We start from the raw sequence: 17,310 nt of genomic DNA, 5'->3' as shown, positions 1-17,310 counted from the left end.
AGTTACTGCACTACAAGCCGTTTATATGCCACCTTTCCAGACAAAGATTGTGCTCTGATAAAGTATACACCGCTCTGTAGGCTCTGCTCAATTTCTATCACCGTACTGGCTGCGCCATGTGAATCGGTTACAATTATCTCGGACTGAACTTGGCGTCCTGCCATATCCAGCATATTCAGCTCTACTTCCTCATGCACTTCAAATTTGTGCACGTTTACAACTATTTCGGTTCCGGGAACTGGATTAGGGTAAACCTCCAATGTAGCCGTTTCTTTCTCTTCCGGCACCTCAATGCCAGCGGGAACATTGGCTTTCAGTAAAGTTATCTGGGGCACACCTCTACCATTGCCCTCAAAGTATTCAGAGATGTAGAGGTTGCCGGTAAGCTCATCTTCTATTACATCCAACGGATTAGCATAAGGGCGGCGTAAACCCGGTACCTGTATGCCCTCTACAGCGCTGGCGATATCCAGCGACTTGCCTGGCTCTAATATGATCAGGTCATCACCTCCGCTGAAGCGGCATACCAGCAGGCGGCCCTTCAGCTTGCCTCCGAATGCGTTGCTCTTATACTCTATTACGCCATTAGGGGATATATTCAAACCAAAGTCATAGGACCAACCCCGGAAAGTGGGTTCTTTTGGAGTGCCTACCGGGTAGCCGAGCGTTTTGCCCTTAACTTCCCATTCTACCTCACCCGGGTCTTCGCCTTTTGTAGGGTTACCACCATTTAAAATATACTCGTTGCGCAAAGGGTTGGGGTGCCCGTAATATCCTCCTTTTTCAACACGGTACAGGTAATCGTTTTGTGTGTCGCGCACATCAATTAAGGCCGGAATGTCAGGGCCAGTATATTTCTTTCCGTTGGACCATACAGTCCCAGATTTAAGCGCAGGTGTGCTGCCTCCGGCTGCAGAGCCATTCGTTGGTACATACAACTGCCCGTTGCTATGCCATACCAGGTCATAGGCGTTTCTGACTCCGGTTGCATAGATGGTGAGTGGTGCATCTTTTGCATAAGGGTTATATGATCCACCACCATCCGGTGTTTTTGCATCAATTGGTAAGGCTTGTTTCTCAGCTTTCTTAATATCCAGGCGCAGTATGGCTGCTGACAATAATCTCTCCGGCCTGTTGTCCCAAAAAGTGCTCGGTCCGCCCATTGCGGTATTGCTTCCAATAGGCACATACAAGGCTCCATCAGGGCCAAAATCGATAGAGTTTATTGAGTGGTCTTTGTAGGAGCGGGGCAAGTTAGTTACGTAGGTTTGGCTTGTGGGGCTGGACGGGTCACTCAGGTCAACTTTTGTAATCATACTGCTCCAGTCCTGCGCATCCTGAAATTGGAAGACAGAATGGCTCATCCAGGCAATCAGTTTTGTTTCAGTAGCGGCAGGATCAAAATGGAGGCCGATCAGCAGCTGCCGTTTGTTTCCAAAAGGAGAGATAGTAACATGACCTGCAAGAGTGCCATCTTCTTTAATGTCCCAACGCTCTATTTTTCCGCCGGAAGTGGTGGCGTACAGGCGGTGGTCAGGACCAACAACCAGTGTGGTAAATCCATCTCTGCCAAAATCAGAAGAAACAAGAGTATGTGCGGTAAAAGCCACATACTCCAGGCCGGTTTTCGGGTTGTGATTAACGCTGGTAGTGGTAAACCGGGAAGTAAACGGTATCAGTGCATTTCCTTTAAGGTCTTTCACCTTTCCCGATATTTCAAATTCATAATTGGTGCCTAACGTCAGCGAGGCAGAGAGGGTAACAGCGTCGCCGGCAGCTGATGAGTTAACAGCCGTGCCTGCAACCAGCTGCTTCTGCGTACCCTTTACTTCGTAAAGCTTTACAGTGGAAGGGCTTACTGTGCTGCCATCAATGGAGCTGCCACTTGGAAACATCAGGTCAACGGAAACCGACATATCTAATGCCACATTTGTTGCGCCATTCGCCGGACGTACCGCTGATACATAAGGTTGTGAAGAACGAGCGATAACAGCCGCACTCATCTGTTTTCCGTTGATTGGGCTTGTGCTACCGTGATAAGTTGCTGGCAGGGCTTCGTTGATAAAACGTGCGTCAGCTGGCAAGCTTGCGTATGTGACTGTCAGGTCCTGATTGCGCTCTGTAATATTGGAAAAAGAATGTAGGCGAGAGAGGTAACCAACAGCCGCTAGAGCACAGAAGCAAATAATCACAAGCTGGCTCTCTAAACGCTTCGGCAATAAAGTAAAAGAGAAACGTAGTGGTAAGGTGGTAAAATTGTTTTTCATAAAATAGAGCACTGTTTGCTATCAATAATATATAACCTACCTATTGCCCTTGCTGGGCATGTGCCAAAAAGAGAGCGTGTAATAAGGTAAAGCAGCTACAAAAGAGGTACAACCTTTCTGTAAACTCATCTAAGGAAAAAAGGGGTAGTGCTAAAGTTAACTGCACTATGTGGTAGCATATCATAGTGCATATAGCAACTTTGTAATATTACCTGTCCTTGTTATAAAGTTGTGAAATATATAATATATTAGATATAATGTATGTTTCGCTAGTGTTTACTATTATTTGGTGTAAAGGTTATAGTTTGGCGAAGGTTTTTTTAAGTTCTGCTGTTTAATTTATTTGCAGTTCCGCACTTCTGTTTCATCACCTTGATGGCAGGGTGTATTTTGGCCTATACAGAGGTAAACGCGGGTGAGGCATCCCGAGTTGTTTAGGATGGCAGTCAAACACATAGCAGGAAAGGGGTTATTTTATCAGTAGTTTAAGTTGCGCTTTACCTGAAGGAGCAGCAACTTTTACTATATAGATTCCTTTTTGAAAGATAGTGGTGGCGATAGGGGTGGTTGCATTGCCTTGTGTATCAGTAAGAATGTTTGCGGAATAAACCTTTCTTCCTACCATGTCATGTAAACTGATGTACACTTCTTCGTGTGGGTCAAAGTGCTGCACAATTAGCTGTACTTTCTCTCCATCGCCTGGGTTAGGGTATACCAGTATGCGTTTCTTTTCTACCTCATTTTCAGGAGAAACACTCGTAACATTCTCATTACTTTCGAATATCTCCAGGCCTGCTATTGCGACCCTGTTCACAGAAGGAACGAAATTGATGTTGAGTACTCCGCCCGTTACGCTTACTTCAAAGTCTTTTACCAATGCGGCCCGGTAGCCAACTTCTTTGTAAATATCCAGGTTTGGCAGGTGTAACTGTTCTTCTATTATAATGCTGAACAGCCTTGCAGCCTCTGCCGACCAATAATTTTCCACGAAGTGCATGCGCACCAGGTAGTTGCCGTCTTCTATCGGAATCTCGTACATGGTTTCAGCAAGGTCTTTGGCAGCGGATAGGTACGTCTGGTACAGCAAATCATCGTCGGTAGCAGCAATAGGAGTTGGTACTACCTGTTTGTCTAATTTTATACTTCCTTTTCGGTAGCTTTTGTCTGCTTCCCATACCATTCCGCCAATCGTAACCTTCGCGTCAGCAGCACCCTTTATGCGCTTCGCAGCCGTTATGGCAGCAGCGTTGCCATTGCCTGCTATACCATACAGCGGGATACGGAGTGGCGAAGCGCCATTGGTGAAATATACCAGTAAGTCTGCACTTTTGAGGCCGTGGCTGCCAGGCATGAACTCAACAGGTATTTCAGTGGAGGCCTGTACAGCCAGTTGCGTGGCTGCAGGCATAGACGCTGCAAACTCGCTCCGGTTTGGGCCCACTATCTCAACTTTAGTGATTTGAGTAGATGGGTCGCTGCTTCCATCGGTATGCGTCTTGCCCATATTTTTCAGATTAACGGCACGCCCTGCTTTTCTGCCTGTTTGTGTGGGGTCAAAAGAAATTGCTGAAGGAGTGGCGACTAGGTCGGCATAATGGGTAGTTCCCGTTTCCGGTCTGGCGTTTCGCACAAAATACACATTGTCCTGGTAATCATAGTTTGTAAATTCAGAGCCGAGGTAGTCGGTGCCAATAATATAGGCGTTCGGGATCACGTTTCCGTTTGCATCAATGGCTTTCCAGATGCGCATCCCTATTTTGCCACCGTGATTTTGGGTTTTGTCGGAGTAGGCGCTGGAAACTCTGAAGCCAAAGGCCTGTGTGGGGTTAAAAGCACCTTGGGCAAGTACTGAAGAGGAGCCGTTCGTCATTGGAAGGAGTGACTGGCCATCCAAGCTGTTATGTGTAAAAAGTGATTTGGTGCTAGTGGAGCCTTTCTCATACCAACTGAAGGTTTCCCTCTGCGAGCAGCAGCCATGATAGGCAGCCATCTGAATCACTTCAACAGGCCTGCTGGCATCGGCCCGCACAAAGAAGGAGGACATGACTTCATCAGAACCTGCTATGACAGACGTGCCGTCATTAGAACCGTCGGTCTGCCCGTATCCGGTATTTGTTTTGAAGCCAAATGCGTTTATGATTTCCTGTGCATAGGGTTCGTTGTTGCCTTCCCCGGACCTTTGCCATAAGCCGTGCAACTTCACCTCCTTTTCAGGAGCTACATCATCATTTGATAAGATTTTAAGTGTACCATGGAATACTTTCACACGATCTCCCGGGCTTTTAGCAGTAAACTCGATGGTTAACATCACAGAGGCACCAGCTTTAATAGTAATGGGTAACGCTGTAGCTGCCTTATACTCCTGTTCCCCTAACTGTGTAATTTTCCAGGCGGTGGCGTCTGATAACTGCAGGTTGGATACGATGAGCTGACCTTCGCCTTTGTTGCTGACCTTGAGTTGTACCTTGTTGTGGTTTCGGTTAAGAGGCGTGCCCTCCCTGCTCCAGGGTATCTCAACCATAGAGAAGGTCAGGTGATCCGGAGCTGGAAATTTGTCCTGGTTTTCTACCACCAGGTAAGCATTGCTCTCTAAAGACTTTGAGGCGTCCTTTTCTGTCGAAGAAGATGAGCCATTAATGTTGTGTTTCACCTGCCCGGAGGTGGCTGGTTCTGCTGTTGTTTTTGTAGGATGCGCCCAACCTGTATTAGTTGCGTTCACGCCCATATGGAGCAGGAAACTGACCAGCAGCAAGACAGAGAATTTAGCCATAAGACAAGGTGAATAAATATAGCTTAAGTATTTATAGGATAAGTATTATTTATAATTAATTAGATGTAGTACGTAACCTTGCTAAATAAGGATGAGATAAGGTGTACCGCCCGAATTCTGTACGCTTCACCTTATCCCGCTAAGACTATATTAAGGTTCCATGACAGGCTAGGGAACAAGAACAGACAAACATTAAAAAATTCAAGCCCACAAGAAAATGCCAGTATCAAGAAATAGAAAAAAGAAGAACAACCAGAATAACAATTCTAAACCTAGAGCTGCTCGGCCTATGTGCATCCATGAACTGTTTAGATTGCAAACAAACCCTTGCAGAAAATGCGGTGGTACTAGAGATGAATTCTCTTTTGAAGAACTCCCGAAAGAGGAAAAGCCACACTGGGAAGAGGGTGAAATCTTAGCATCCATAGACTACTTCCTCTCCTGTCCCAGCTGCGAGGAGTACTCCGCTTTACATACAACAGAAGAGTTTTGAGCAGAAGAACCGGGTAACACCGGTTTTTTTTTAAGGATAGGTATATATAAGAATATAGAATCAACGTTGTTAGGAGCCTGAGCCAAGACTTCCTATATTGGTAGGAGGAAAAGGTTTACCACACGAATGGCTTCTGACACAGAGAATGCTTCAAAATAACCATAGAACAGGTGAAACCATCTCCATAAATAGTGCAGATAGCAGGAGTAGCACTCCTGCTATACAGTAGTTATAATGCATTCTCCACAACATGCAAGCAAGATTAAATACACTTGCTTACGTCAAGATGAAAGCGACTGATAGGATCGGAATTGATGGTTTTAATAGATTGCATATAGATGAGATTCAATAACAAAATTTGATGTTAGTCAGGATTATAAACCCGATATCATAAAAGTGATTGCTTAAGTAATAATTTTGATAAATAATTAAAAGTATGAAAAAACTAATTTTAATTCTCACGCTGATGATTTTTATTCAAAGTTGTGAGAAAGAGAATGATGATATAAAAGTTCATTTAAATGAAAACTGGAAACAATTAAATATTGGAACTGACGCCAATTTGACGAAAGCATTTTTTATTGATGATAAAACTGGCTTTGTTGCAAGTGTGCCTTCGATTGATTCTTTAAATGAAATTATTCACCAAGATTGGACTTATAAGGATCTCCTCGATTCGCCAACAATTATAAGAGATGCACATAAATTTTTTTCATACGATACAAAAATTGTTTTATCAAAAAATTATAAACCTTCTTTTTTTAAAACAACCAATGCCGGAAATACCTGGACCAGCATAGCTACCCCTTTTGCTTCACAGATTACTGACATTTTCTTTATTGATGAAAATTATGGATTTGTAACTACAGAATACGAGGGAGTATTTAAAACTACTGATGGAGGTAAGGTTTGGACGAAAGTTTTGGCAAGCTTTATTTTCCCTGGTAATCATACTTTAGTTTTTAATTCTGACTACATGATTCGATTTTTTAATAAAATGGAAGGTTTTGTTCAAATTAAAGGTAATGGTGGTGATAATCATATGCTCATCCAAACCCAGGACGGAGGTTTAAACTGGAACTTTTTTTCTAATAACGCCGATAATTCAAAACCAATCATTATTCCTGATAGAGCAAGAGTATTACCAGACAATAAAACCGGTTTTCTTATCAATAGACAAGGGAAAGTCTATAAAACAACAGATAGAGGAACAACCTGGAACCTGATAAGGCAAATGAACGAATTCTCAATCGATGCCTCTTTTCTTAATGAAGATATGGGATATTATCTCACTACACAGGACATTCTTAAAACTGGCGATGGCGGAAAGAACTGGGAAAAAATACAACCACAAATGCCTAATACACCTGACATTGATCCTGATAGCCAAATATTTGGATTTAATACGGGTGAAATTATTACAACTAATTTCTATTATGGTAGAATTTACTTATCAAAAAATGAAGGTGTAAATTTTGACTTAATATTAGATATAGGTGAACATCAATTGAATGACGTTTGTTTTCCAACCCACAACACAGGGTTTGCATTAGGGAATCATGGTCAAATTTATAGATATACAAAAAAATAACGCATTATAACAGTACATATAAGTAATGGCGGGGTTTATAGGTTATCCAAGCGCAGTAATTCTATTGTAGTTTCTACCTCATGGGACAATGATTTGCTTTGGAAACCCGCCACTACTCATATGCATATCGTTAGGCATTAACAAGTCTTTTATTCCGTCCCCTGCAATGTCCCCAATATGTTTAGATACTATATAATTCACTGTTATTTAGCGTATTAACATAAGTGTTGATACACGGCACCGCAATTCTTGAATTAGTTTTAGCAAAGTAATGCGTCTAATTCCGTCCCCTGAAATCAAAAAAGCCTTGTAAGTTATTATCTTACAAGGCTTTATATGTTGTTAACCGTACCCGGAGCCGGAGTCGAACCGGCACGAGTGTAACCTCATTGGTGTTTGAGACCAACGCGTCTACCAATTCCGCCATCCGGGCGTGTTCCCCTTTCAGGAATGTGCTGCAAACTTAGATAATGTTTCCTGAATTCGCAACAGATATTTTTTCTTCAGATAGTAGGTTTTTATCTGCTGCAGGGCCTCGTCTTTGGTAACCCCATGAAGCTCAGGGTATCGCTGCAAAACCGGCAGAATGTCGTTATTTAACTGCGCCACCACACCGCTGGTTTTCTCGCCTATTTCATGAAACTTATCGGCGTCAAAATCGAACTCCAGTTCCATTAGTTCCTCGTTTATATCCATCATCTCCATCAGGAAGTCAGCGGGGATTTCGTTTTTGCCTTCCTCCAGTATGCCATGCTCCTTCAGGATGTACTGCATGCGCAGGTCAGGGTCGGAGAGGGTGCGGTATGCGTTGGTGTTCTGGGTGGAGAACTGCAGAATCTCCTGCTGTTTCTCCTGTGGTTCGTTCGCATAAAAGTCAGGGTGGTACTCACGGCTCACTTTGTAGTACGTGTTTTTCAGCGCTTTTTCGTCCAGCAGGAAGCTTTCCGGTATATCGTAAAATTCAAAATATTTGCTCATATATCAGGTTTCATTAATCTTTAGCAGCAGCGGCGCGTATAAACTGCGCTACCTAGCAAAGGTACAGCAAAAGGGAGAGGAATGTTTAGTTGCTGCCAGCTGATATGCATAGCTTACCCAGGGGTATCTCTTAAAGATAGGGGCTGAAGTTGCAGCGCAAATAGGCTGCTAACCTATTGTTTTAACTTATTTATGAAAAAATGTAATCTTTTATTAGAACTTATACACTAATAATTAGTATAATGTGCCACTGTAACAACACCTGTTCTTCTACATACTGCTGCTTTTTGCTATGGTAACTATCAGTTACCTCGTTTAAACAGGTATGGCTGGAACAGAATTTAAAGGAACAGGAATTTACTTTTTATGGCGCTATAGCCTTGTGTTGTAGAGATTTGAGTTGATGATGTAGCTGTTTGCCGGACCTTTTTGAAAGTATATATGAAGATAAGTTTTACATAAAGTCATGTCTTTTCTATTGAAGGGTTAGCTAAGGTTTTATACCATAGGTTAGCTAATACTCATCTCACACCTTTCATAAGAATTTAACCCGCCTGAAATCAAATTTTGTTTTGGTTCCTGATTCTCGTTTTAAAATTGCCGCTTTAACAGGCAGAAGAGAAACATGCTGCTGGTGTGCTTGTCAAAGTACGAACAGCAACAGAGCCTGAATAGTAGCACCTACCGGCATTCTCTTGCTGGCAGATTATTAGCTGGAACAGGTATGAACGACAATAGAATGCAGCAAAAGTTTGTGTACAAGTGCGGAACCTTATGCTTCCTTATTGATACCAATAATACCAATTATAATGCCCCTAAATTTTGTTCGCTATGCAAAACATTTACAAACCCTTACTTCTAGTAGCTTTTTTGCTGGTATGGTTCATGCCACTCTCAGCCCAGACTCCAATCAATTTAGGCAAGTCAGCAGATGTAGGCGCCAAGTTTAAGGCCAAAGCAGCCAATGCTAAAAAAATAAATAAGACGCCGAACAGTAGCAAAATCAGCCAGTTTATACCTGGTCAGGATTCCCTGATACTCAACCTGAAGGTTAGTAAAAAAGAGGGCAAAGCGGACGTCTTTATCGGAGAGGTAGATAATAAAAAGAACAGCACCTTCTTTCTGAAAGTATCAGTAGAAGAACTGTCCGGCTTTATTATTCTGAAGGAACAAAAGAAATCATACAAATATTCCTCTAAGGCCAACGGTCAGGCTTTCCTGCAGGAAGTAGACATAGATAAAGTTGTCTGTATAGAATATCAGGAAGGGCCTGTAAAAAGCAGTGCTACTACAAGCGAGGCGACTGCAGCGGGAGCTACCGTGCCGGAGCTACAGAGTTTACCTGGTGCCGCTGCTGTTGTGTTGCTGGATTTTAATGGCCAGTATGTTAGCGGTACTTACTGGAACAGTGGCAACCCCATTGATGCTGCCCCGGCGAACTTAACCTCAGCTGAGATGCTGGAGGTATGGAAAATGATCAGCGAAGATTATGAGCCTTTTTCTGTTAATATAACTACCAGCGAGGCTGCTTACCTGAACGCACCTGCAAACCGCAGAATGAGAGTTGTTTTCACGCCTACAGACTTTTTTTACCCTGGATCAGGGGGTGTGGCGTATGTCAACTCCTTTACCTGGGGCAACGAAACTCCTTGCTGGGTGTTCAATACCGGCGCAAAGTTTGCTGGCGAGGCCGGTTCCCACGAAATCGGACATACGCTTGGTCTGTCTCATGATGGGAGAACTTCTCCTTCGGAAGCATACTATTACGGACAAGGCTCCTGGGCTCCGATTATGGGGGCAGGCTACTACAGCAGCCTGGTTCAGTGGAGCAAAGGGGAATATCTGAACGCGAATAACCTGGAAGATGACCTGAGCATTATCACTACCCAGAATGGGTTTAGTTATAAGCCTGATGACCACGCAAACACGAGTGCCGGTGCTACTGTTCTAAGAACAGATAATACAGGTAAAGTCACAGCCTCTGCTAACACTGGAATTATCAGTTCCGGGAGCGATGTGGACGTCTTTTCTTTCCAGACAGGTGGAGGTTCCGTAGCGCTGACGGCCAGCCCAAACTCAGCTTATGCCAACCTGGATATTTCGCTTACTTTGAAAAATTCTTCCAACAAGACCCTTGTTGTTTCAGAACCTGCCGAACTTTCAGCATCTATCAAGCAGTCTTTGGCAGCAGGCACCTACTATGTTTACATTCAGGGAGCCAAAGGGGCATCAGGAGCTGACTCTAATTACGGCTCCACCGGTCGATACTCAATTTCCGGAACCATTCCTGCTACTTTAACAGGCGGCTCTGTTCTGATTGCCTCCGGTGGCACACAGTATACCGACGGCCAGTCGCGCAGTTGGAGTGCTGATGCAAATTTTAGCGGTGGCGTTACCTCCTCCAAGTCCTTCGACGTGGCCGGCACCACCGACGATGGCCTGTACCTGAAGTACAGGTACGCCGCCTCCAAAGCCCCCTTCAGCTACAGCATCCCGGTGGGCGAGGCAGGCACTTACCGGGTGAAGCTCCACTTCCTGGAGCCGTACTTCGGGGCGCCCGGCGGCAGGACGAGCGGCCTGGCAGGTGCGCGCGTTTTCCACGTGGACCTGGAGGGCAAGCGGGTGCTGACCAACTATGACATCTATACACAAGACGGAGCGGGAAAGGCCGTGGTGAAGACGTTCGAGAACGTGACGGTGAGCGACGGGGTGGTCAATATCAACTTCACTTCTGTAGCTGACAATGCCATTATATCAGGCATAGAAATAGAGAAAGTTGTGGTGCCGTCGTATACTTTGGCAGTAAATACAACAGGTAGCGGTTCGGTGACAAAAAGTCCCAATCAGACAACCTATGTCAGTGGCACAAGCGTCACATTAACTGCCAAGGCAGCCACAGGATACCAGTTTTCTGGCTGGAGTGGCGACGCTACAGGAACGGTCAATCCACTGTCAGTAACCATGAACAGCAACAAAGCTATTACAGCTAATTTCAAGCAGCTTTCCGAATCATCAACTGGCCCTGTTCTGGTTGCCTCCGGTGGCACACAGTATACCGACGGCCAGTCGCGCAGCTGGGGTGCTGATGCAAATTTTAGCGGTGGCGTTACCTCCTCCAAGTCCTTCGACGTGGCCGGCACCACCGACGATGGCCTGTACCTGAAGTACAGGTACGCCGCCTCCAAAGCCCCCTTCAGCTACAGCATCCCGGTGGGCGAGGCAGGCACTTACCGGGTGAAGCTCCACTTCCTGGAGCCGTACTTCGGGGCGCCCGGCGGCAGGACGAGCGGCCTGGCAGGTGCGCGCGTTTTCCACGTGGACCTGGAGGGCAAGCGGGTGCTGACCAACTATGACATCTATACACAAGACGGAGCGGGAAAGGCCGTGGTGAAGACGTTCGAGAACGTGACGGTGAGCGACGGGGTGGTCAATATCAACTTCACTTCTGTAGCTGACAATGCCATCATATCAGGCATAGAAATAGAGAAAGTCGCTGCTTCAGATCCAGTGGCAGCAGCTTTAAGAATGGAAGCTGCAGAAAATTTAACCTCCGGTGAAAAGAACCTGGAACTATATCCTAACCCATTCTCAGATAGGGTCAAAGTCAGCTTTACGTCGGCACTAGCCCAACCAATGGAGCTGAAGATCTATGACAGTAAAGGTAGGGAAGTAGCAAATCTGTTTCAGGGAAATGCAGCGGCAGATCAGGCTTATGAGTTTGAATGGACTCCCGAAGCGGGTCAAGCCTCAGGTATGTATTTCCTGAGAATGCTAAGCCCGTCAGGCACAAGCTATAAAAAGATAATCTTCAATAGGTAAACTGTAATAGTCAGGATGTAAGCTGACATTCTCTGGCATTAAACAGTAGCTTACCTGACATTCCCCACTTAACATTTTTCTTTCGTAATCCCCTCTCACTAAACCATGGAGGGGTTGCGAAAGAAAAATGAACCTGTAAGCCTTTTGCTACAAAGATTAGCTGTAGTGTCAGGTCAAGTAGTGGCAATTACAGGTAAACATACAACTCCTCCAAAAGCCGAGTAGTCTGTTACTCGGCTTTTGGAGGAGCAAATTCTCTGGTGTTACTTTAGCAGAGAAGTGTTAAATATCAACTGAAATAAGAGACCAGGCCTGCGGTTTAGCTGCGAAAAGCTTTTTTGTTTTTGGCCATACCTGCCCAAACAGTTCTGAGTTGCGGTACTCGTTCAGGTGGCCCTCTGAATCCCACAGGCTGTAGGTGCTGTACACGTTCGGGGTGTTTACATCCTGCAGCAACTCCACATGCTTACACCCCTCAAAGCCGCGTATTTCCTCCTTTGAGCTCCGGAAAATCTCCAGGAACTCCTCCGTCTTCTCCGGGGTAAACGTCATCCTGACAATGCGAGTGATCATGTTTTAATTGTTAAATTGTTTTATGTTAAATGGTTAAACTAGTATGATTACGGTAGAAGCCTGAACTAACAGCCTGTTGCCTCACCCACCCAAAAAAACAACAATTTAACATTTAAACAATGTAGCAACCAAACTAACTCCCCGGGTAAAACCGAACATCCACCTGCGAATCGAAGTTGAGGCCCAATAGCTCTGCTGCGTGGCCTTTGTTGATGCCGATGCACAATTGGCCCTGGCTATTGTAGATGCAGCAGCAGTCGCCGTCGTCTACCTGGTTGTAAGTCGGGTAAATGCGGCCTATGGTTTCGCGGCCGAAGTGAATAGTGAAGGTGCGGCCATGGGCGATAGTTTCAATACTTTCGGCGGTGATGTCGGTGATCAGGTTGCCATAGCGGTCTACATGAATTACGTGGCCTGTGATAGAGTGGTCATTCAGGCGCAGCTGGCGGTTCAGTAGCTGCCTGTAACGGTCGGTGCGCTCACCCAGCACGTCTATGTCGCCACCTTTGGAAAGAAAAACGGCGGCGTTCGCGAGCAGATCCTTTGCCGGGAAAGGCATGAGCGGGCGGTCCGTTTTCAGTTCTACCACTACCTCTGGTTCCCCGTCTGTCAGGAGCGAGAGCAGGCCATTGTCAGCTAAAAGAAAATAGTGCCCTCTGTATTTTGCAGCATGAAATTTGCCCTGTCTGTTCCCGTGGGTGTCAATGGCGGCTAAATGCACCGTGCCCTCCGGGAACTCCCGGTAAACAGAGCCAAGCACGAATTCTGCATGAGCAATGTTATAAGGTTCGATGGCATGCGAGACATCCACGATGGTTGCCTGCGCTTCCTGAGAGAGAATTTTGGCTTTTACAGCGGCCACGTAGTGGTCGTTATACCCAAAATCTGATGTAAACGTAATTACAGCCATAGTAAGAACTATAATCTTTGTGAATTTGTACTAATATAAACCAAATTTACTTAATTTAAAGAACACATTACTCACAGGCTATATAGAGGAGCAATAATTTGGTAGAGAAAATCATAACCTTAGAGAATATTTCTCTAATTGACTTTCTGGGGACAGAGAATCAAAATATCAAGCAGTTGGCTGCTGCCTTCCCGAGCAGTAAAATCATCTCGAGAGGCAATGAAATTAAAATACAGGGCCAAACACCCGAAATAACAAAGATCCATGAAATACTGGGTTCTCTTATTGATCACTATCACAAGTTCGGAAAGATTACGCACAGCAGTGTAAATAGATACCTTTCTGCTGATTCTTTTACAGATGAGGAAGTAATAGTTACTTCCCCGGACGTGATTGTGTATGGCAGTAAGGGCGGTATTATAAAAGCCAGAACAGCTAACCAGCAGAAACTGGTGGATGCTGTGGAGAAAAACGACCTGGTATTTGCCCTGGGACCTGCCGGTACGGGTAAAACCTATGTTTCTGTGGCCATGGCGGTGCGGGCGCTCAAAAATAAAGAAGTAAAGAAAATCATTATTTCCAGGCCCGTGGTAGAGGCAGGCGAAAGCCTTGGTTTTTTGCCCGGCGACATGAAGGAGAAGGTAGATCCTTACCTGCGCCCCATTTATGACGCCCTGGAGGATATGATTCCGGTAGAAAAGCTCAAATATTACCAGGAAAACAAAATTATTGAGATTGCGCCCCTCGCTTACATGCGTGGACGTACCCTGAACAATGCTTTTGTGCTACTGGATGAGGCGCAGAACACGACCCCGGCGCAGATGAAAATGTTCCTGACGCGTATGGGACCGAACGCTAAAGTAATGGTGAACGGAGACTGGTCGCAGGTGGACCTTCCGCGTAACCAGCGTTCCGGATTAATGGAAGTGTTGAACATTCTGCGCGGTGTAAAAGGCATCGGTTTTGTGGAAATGAGTTCTGAGGACATTGTACGCCATAGACTGGTACGCGATATCGTAAACGCTTACACCAAGCTGGAAGAAGAACGACGTGCTTCCAGAGTCGAGGCAAAGTCAGCCGAAGATGACAGGAAAGAGCCTTCTTATGATCGGCGAAGAAAATTCAACACTGAATACTAAATTAAAACAACTGGTAGAGGCGCAACACGTTGCGCCTCTGTCTTTTTCAAATGATTGAGCTAAAACGAATAGACCAGGAGCAGGACCTGAAAGCCGCTTATAGTATCCGCGAAAAGGTTTTTGTGATAGAGCAGCAGGTGCCCGCCGACGCAGAGTACGACCAGTATGAAGGCACTGCCAGACATTACCTGGCCACTTATGATGGGGTGCCCTGCGGCGCAGCCCGCTGGCGCGTAACCGACAAGGGTATAAAGCTGGAGCGCTTTGCAGTGCTGCAGGAGTACCGCAATAAAAATGTGGGAGCGAAGGTGCTGGAGGCTGTGCTGCAGGATGTGCAAGAAGAACATGCAGATAAACAAATTTACTTGCACGCACAGTTGCCTGCTGTAAAGTTCTACAAGCGCCACGGCTTCGAAACAGAAGGTGATATGTTCAGCGAGTGCGACATACAACACTATAAAATGATATACAGAGGCTGATGCTGCGGTGGGCGCCATACCCCTTTATCCGCATCACGCTGAGTTTGATAGCAGGTATTCTGCTGTATTTTATTCTGGGCGAAGACCTCCGTTACAGTGCGGAGGTCTTCGCCTTTTTTGTAGCCGCTTTTGTTCTGGCGGCAGTATGGAGTTTAAGAGCGAAAGCTGCCGTAGCGACTAACATGGCCGGCATCGTGGGGCTGCTTTGCTTCATGGCGTTGGGCTTTTGGGCAACGCACCTGCATACGGTTAGAAACAACCCGCAGCACCTGTTGCACCTATCCGGCCAACCGGCTTATTATATTGGGGTGGTGGATGATTATATTCTCCAGAAGCCCGGCTACCAAAGCACCGTTGTGCGGGTGCAGCAGGTGCAGGTAAACGGAGAATGGCAGCAGGCCGAAGGCTACGTACAGCTTTCCATACCCCACGACTCGGAGAAAGCGTATGAACTGAATTATGGCGATGTGCTTCTCGTAAAAGGTGCTCCACAGGAAGTAGTACCGCCTGGTAACCCCAACCAGTTCGATTACCGGCAATACCTCGCGAACAAAGGCATTTATCACCGCCATTACCTGCAGGCGTTCCAGGCGCAGAAAATTGCTGCTGCGCCATCTAACCCCTTACTGGCAGCCAGTATGCACCTGCGCCGCAACCTCGACCAATTGCTGCGGGAGAGGGTGGAGGCGAGGCGGGAGTACGCTATTTCCTCTGCCTTGATTCTGGGCGTAAAGGACGAACTGGACAATTCTATCCGGAGCGCCTACGCCAGCACCGGCACCATGCATGTGCTGGCGGTGTCGGGGCTGCATGTCGGGCTGATTTACGTGGTGCTGGTATGGCTGTTTAGTTTCATGGCTCCAACTGTGCGGCAGCGGGCGCTCCAAGCGGTGCTGATACTGGCTCTTCTGTGGACTTATGCTTTCCTGACCGGCTTATCGCCTTCGGTGTTGCGGGCGGTGGTTATGTTCAGTTTTGTTACGGTGGGCACAGCCATCAAGCGGCAGACAAACATCTACAACACCATCGCCATTGCTGCGGCAGCCCTGCTCATGCTGAACCCTTACAACCTGAAGGAGGTAGGCTTTCAGCTATCGTTCCTGGCAGTGCTGGGTATTGTGTACCTGCAACCGAAGCTATATCAATTGCTGGAGGTAAACAATTGGCTCCTGGATAAAGTGTGGATGTATTTTACGGTGGCAGTAGCGGCACAAGTGGCTACGCTTCCGCTGGGGTTGTTCTACTTTCACCAGTTCCCGGTTTATTTCTGGTTCGCGAATCTGGTAGTGGTGCCTGCTGCCATGTTTGCTTTGTATACGGGTATCGCTGCTTTAGCCTTCAGTTGGGTACCGATGCTGAGCGGGCTGCTGTTTGCGTTACACTCCGGGATTGTCTGGGTGATGAACTGGTTTAACGAAGCAGTGCAGCGCCTCCCGTACGCCCTTCTTAACGGCATTGATATTACGACACTGCAGACCTGGCTGCTGTATGCGCTCTTCATTACCCTGATACTTTTCATGGCGCTCAAAAAGCTTCGCTATTTTGCTGTGGCTACCGCGGTAGTGGCAGTGCTGGCTGTGCAGGAGGTATGGGAAACAGTGCAGCAGAAAGAGCAGAAGCTGTTTACAATTTACAATGTGCGCGGGGCCACGGGCATGGCGCTGGTGCAAGGGCAGCAGGCTACTGTATTGGCTGATTTCGCTTTACTGCAAGATGCCAGTGACTATACCTTTAACGTTCAGCCACACCTCTGGCATATTGGAGTAGAGCAGCCACAGTTTGCTTCTCTGGGAGGAGGCGCTGCAATGGAAGCCTCTTTCACTATGCTGCCGGACAGTAACAGTATGCTGGTGTGGCAGGGGCAGCGCATGCTCCTGTTGTCGCATCCTCCGCAGCTAACTTCAAAACAGCCATTGCCCCTCGACTACTTGCTGCTACGCAACAACGTCCGTCTTAAGCCGCAGGATCTGCAAAGCTATGCTCCCGGTAAGGTGGTACTGGATGCCTCCAACAGTCCCTGGTACCGTCAGCGCCTGCACCAGCAGTTGGATACTCTTGGTATTGCGTATTATGATGTGGCGGACTCCGGAGCTTTAGTGGTGCGGTTGCGGTAGCGCCTTAGAGTTTTACCTTACCGTTTCCAACCACCCCTGCCCCTCCTCGGAGGCAGGGTCGTTAAGTTCTAATGTACTTAGTCATCAGCGTAATTTTATTAGCAAAGGCCATGGTAGCGTCTTTCATTGAAAGAAACCCGCTTCTTCGAGCGATGTTCAGGGCCATGCTTTTCAATA

The 17,310-nt window shown here is 46.4% G+C and carries 11 protein-coding genes and 1 tRNA gene; 6 read left to right on the top strand and 6 right to left on the bottom strand.

Annotated features, from left to right (window positions below; translation table 11 throughout):
- Window positions 1-2: 2 nt before the first annotated feature.
- Window positions 3-2,267, bottom strand: a complete 2,265-nt coding sequence (locus tag E1919_RS07175) for an Ig-like domain-containing protein (RefSeq protein WP_162052680.1) — start codon at window positions 2,265-2,267, stop codon at window positions 3-5.
- A gap of 469 nt (window positions 2,268-2,736) precedes the next feature.
- Window positions 2,737-5,037 carry a malectin domain-containing carbohydrate-binding protein gene (locus E1919_RS07170; RefSeq protein ID WP_162052679.1) on the bottom strand — a complete coding sequence of 767 codons (2,301 nt, stop codon included), beginning with the start codon at window positions 5,035-5,037 and terminating at the stop codon, window positions 2,737-2,739.
- A gap of 217 nt (window positions 5,038-5,254) precedes the next feature.
- Between E1919_RS07170 and E1919_RS07165 the strand changes: the two genes are divergently transcribed.
- Window positions 5,255-5,530 (top strand): hypothetical protein, encoded by a 276-nt coding sequence (locus E1919_RS07165; protein WP_162052678.1) that lies wholly within the window; start codon window positions 5,255-5,257, stop codon window positions 5,528-5,530.
- Window positions 5,531-5,966: 436 nt separating this feature from the next.
- The gene (locus tag E1919_RS07160; protein WP_162052677.1) at window positions 5,967-7,121 is read left to right on the top strand and encodes a WD40/YVTN/BNR-like repeat-containing protein; all 1,155 of its coding nucleotides are present in this window, start codon (window positions 5,967-5,969) and stop codon (window positions 7,119-7,121) included.
- Between the two features lie 349 nt (window positions 7,122-7,470).
- Here the strand turns inward: E1919_RS07160 and E1919_RS07155 are convergent.
- Together E1919_RS07155 and hscB are read right to left on the bottom strand one after the other, a co-directional pair.
- Window positions 7,471-7,554: transfer RNA gene (locus E1919_RS07155), tRNA-Leu, on the bottom strand.
- Window positions 7,555-7,565: 11 nt separating this feature from the next.
- The gene (hscB, locus tag E1919_RS07150; RefSeq protein WP_162052676.1) at window positions 7,566-8,099 is read right to left on the bottom strand and encodes a Fe-S protein assembly co-chaperone HscB; all 534 of its coding nucleotides are present in this window, start codon (window positions 8,097-8,099) and stop codon (window positions 7,566-7,568) included.
- A gap of 831 nt (window positions 8,100-8,930) precedes the next feature.
- Here hscB and E1919_RS07145 point away from each other — a divergent pair.
- Window positions 8,931-11,918 (top strand): malectin domain-containing carbohydrate-binding protein, encoded by a 2,988-nt coding sequence (locus E1919_RS07145; RefSeq protein WP_162052675.1) that lies wholly within the window; start codon window positions 8,931-8,933, stop codon window positions 11,916-11,918.
- 282 nt (window positions 11,919-12,200) lie between these two features.
- Here the strand turns inward: E1919_RS07145 and E1919_RS07140 are convergent, their stop codons facing one another.
- Window positions 12,201-12,491, bottom strand: coding sequence for a putative quinol monooxygenase (locus E1919_RS07140; RefSeq protein ID WP_162052674.1), 291 nt, complete (start codon window positions 12,489-12,491; stop codon window positions 12,201-12,203).
- A gap of 133 nt (window positions 12,492-12,624) precedes the next feature.
- On the bottom strand, window positions 12,625-13,401 hold the full coding sequence (locus E1919_RS07135; protein ID WP_162052673.1) for an SAM hydrolase/SAM-dependent halogenase family protein: 777 nt from the start codon (window positions 13,399-13,401) through the stop codon (window positions 12,625-12,627).
- 98 nt (window positions 13,402-13,499) lie between these two features.
- Between E1919_RS07135 and E1919_RS07130 the strand changes: the two genes are divergently transcribed.
- The 3 genes from E1919_RS07130 to E1919_RS07120 are packed head-to-tail and all read left to right on the top strand — an operon-like array spanning window position 13,500 to window position 17,133.
- On the top strand, window positions 13,500-14,540 hold the full coding sequence (locus tag E1919_RS07130) for a PhoH family protein (protein WP_162052672.1): 1,041 nt from the start codon (window positions 13,500-13,502) through the stop codon (window positions 14,538-14,540).
- A gap of 50 nt (window positions 14,541-14,590) precedes the next feature.
- On the top strand, window positions 14,591-15,019 hold the full coding sequence (locus E1919_RS07125) for a GNAT family N-acetyltransferase (RefSeq protein ID WP_162052671.1): 429 nt from the start codon (window positions 14,591-14,593) through the stop codon (window positions 15,017-15,019).
- Window positions 15,019-17,133 carry a ComEC/Rec2 family competence protein gene (locus E1919_RS07120; RefSeq protein WP_162052670.1) on the top strand — a complete coding sequence of 705 codons (2,115 nt, stop codon included), beginning with the start codon at window positions 15,019-15,021 and terminating at the stop codon, window positions 17,131-17,133. Before E1919_RS07125 ends, E1919_RS07120 begins: the two co-directional genes overlap by 1 nt.
- Window positions 17,134-17,310: the final 177 nt, after the last annotated feature.

It is taken from the genome of Pontibacter pamirensis (assembly GCF_010015475.1).
Classification (GTDB): domain Bacteria; phylum Bacteroidota; class Bacteroidia; order Cytophagales; family Hymenobacteraceae; genus Pontibacter; species Pontibacter pamirensis.
The sequence above is the reverse complement of the archived record's forward strand: the minus strand, read 5'-3'. Positions and strand labels throughout refer to the sequence as shown.

What these genes read in the sequence shown, in the direction of transcription:
- E1919_RS07175 (WP_162052680.1), bottom strand. Translation starts at nt 2,267, where the DNA reads ATGAAAAACAATTTTACCACCTTACCACTACGTTTCTCTTTTACTTTA.
- E1919_RS07170 (WP_162052679.1), bottom strand. Translation starts at nt 5,037, where the DNA reads ATGGCTAAATTCTCTGTCTTGCTGCTGGTCAGTTTCCTGCTCCATATG.
- E1919_RS07165 (WP_162052678.1), top strand. Translation starts at nt 5,255, where the DNA reads ATGCCAGTATCAAGAAATAGAAAAAAGAAGAACAACCAGAATAACAAT.
- E1919_RS07160 (WP_162052677.1), top strand. Translation starts at nt 5,967, where the DNA reads ATGAAAAAACTAATTTTAATTCTCACGCTGATGATTTTTATTCAAAGT.
- hscB (WP_162052676.1), bottom strand. Translation starts at nt 8,099, where the DNA reads ATGAGCAAATATTTTGAATTTTACGATATACCGGAAAGCTTCCTGCTG.
- E1919_RS07145 (WP_162052675.1), top strand. Translation starts at nt 8,931, where the DNA reads ATGCAAAACATTTACAAACCCTTACTTCTAGTAGCTTTTTTGCTGGTA.
- E1919_RS07140 (WP_162052674.1), bottom strand. Translation starts at nt 12,491, where the DNA reads ATGATCACTCGCATTGTCAGGATGACGTTTACCCCGGAGAAGACGGAG.
- E1919_RS07135 (WP_162052673.1), bottom strand. Translation starts at nt 13,401, where the DNA reads ATGGCTGTAATTACGTTTACATCAGATTTTGGGTATAACGACCACTAC.
- E1919_RS07125 (WP_162052671.1), top strand. Translation starts at nt 14,591, where the DNA reads ATGATTGAGCTAAAACGAATAGACCAGGAGCAGGACCTGAAAGCCGCT.
- E1919_RS07120 (WP_162052670.1), top strand. Translation starts at nt 15,019, where the DNA reads ATGCTGCGGTGGGCGCCATACCCCTTTATCCGCATCACGCTGAGTTTG.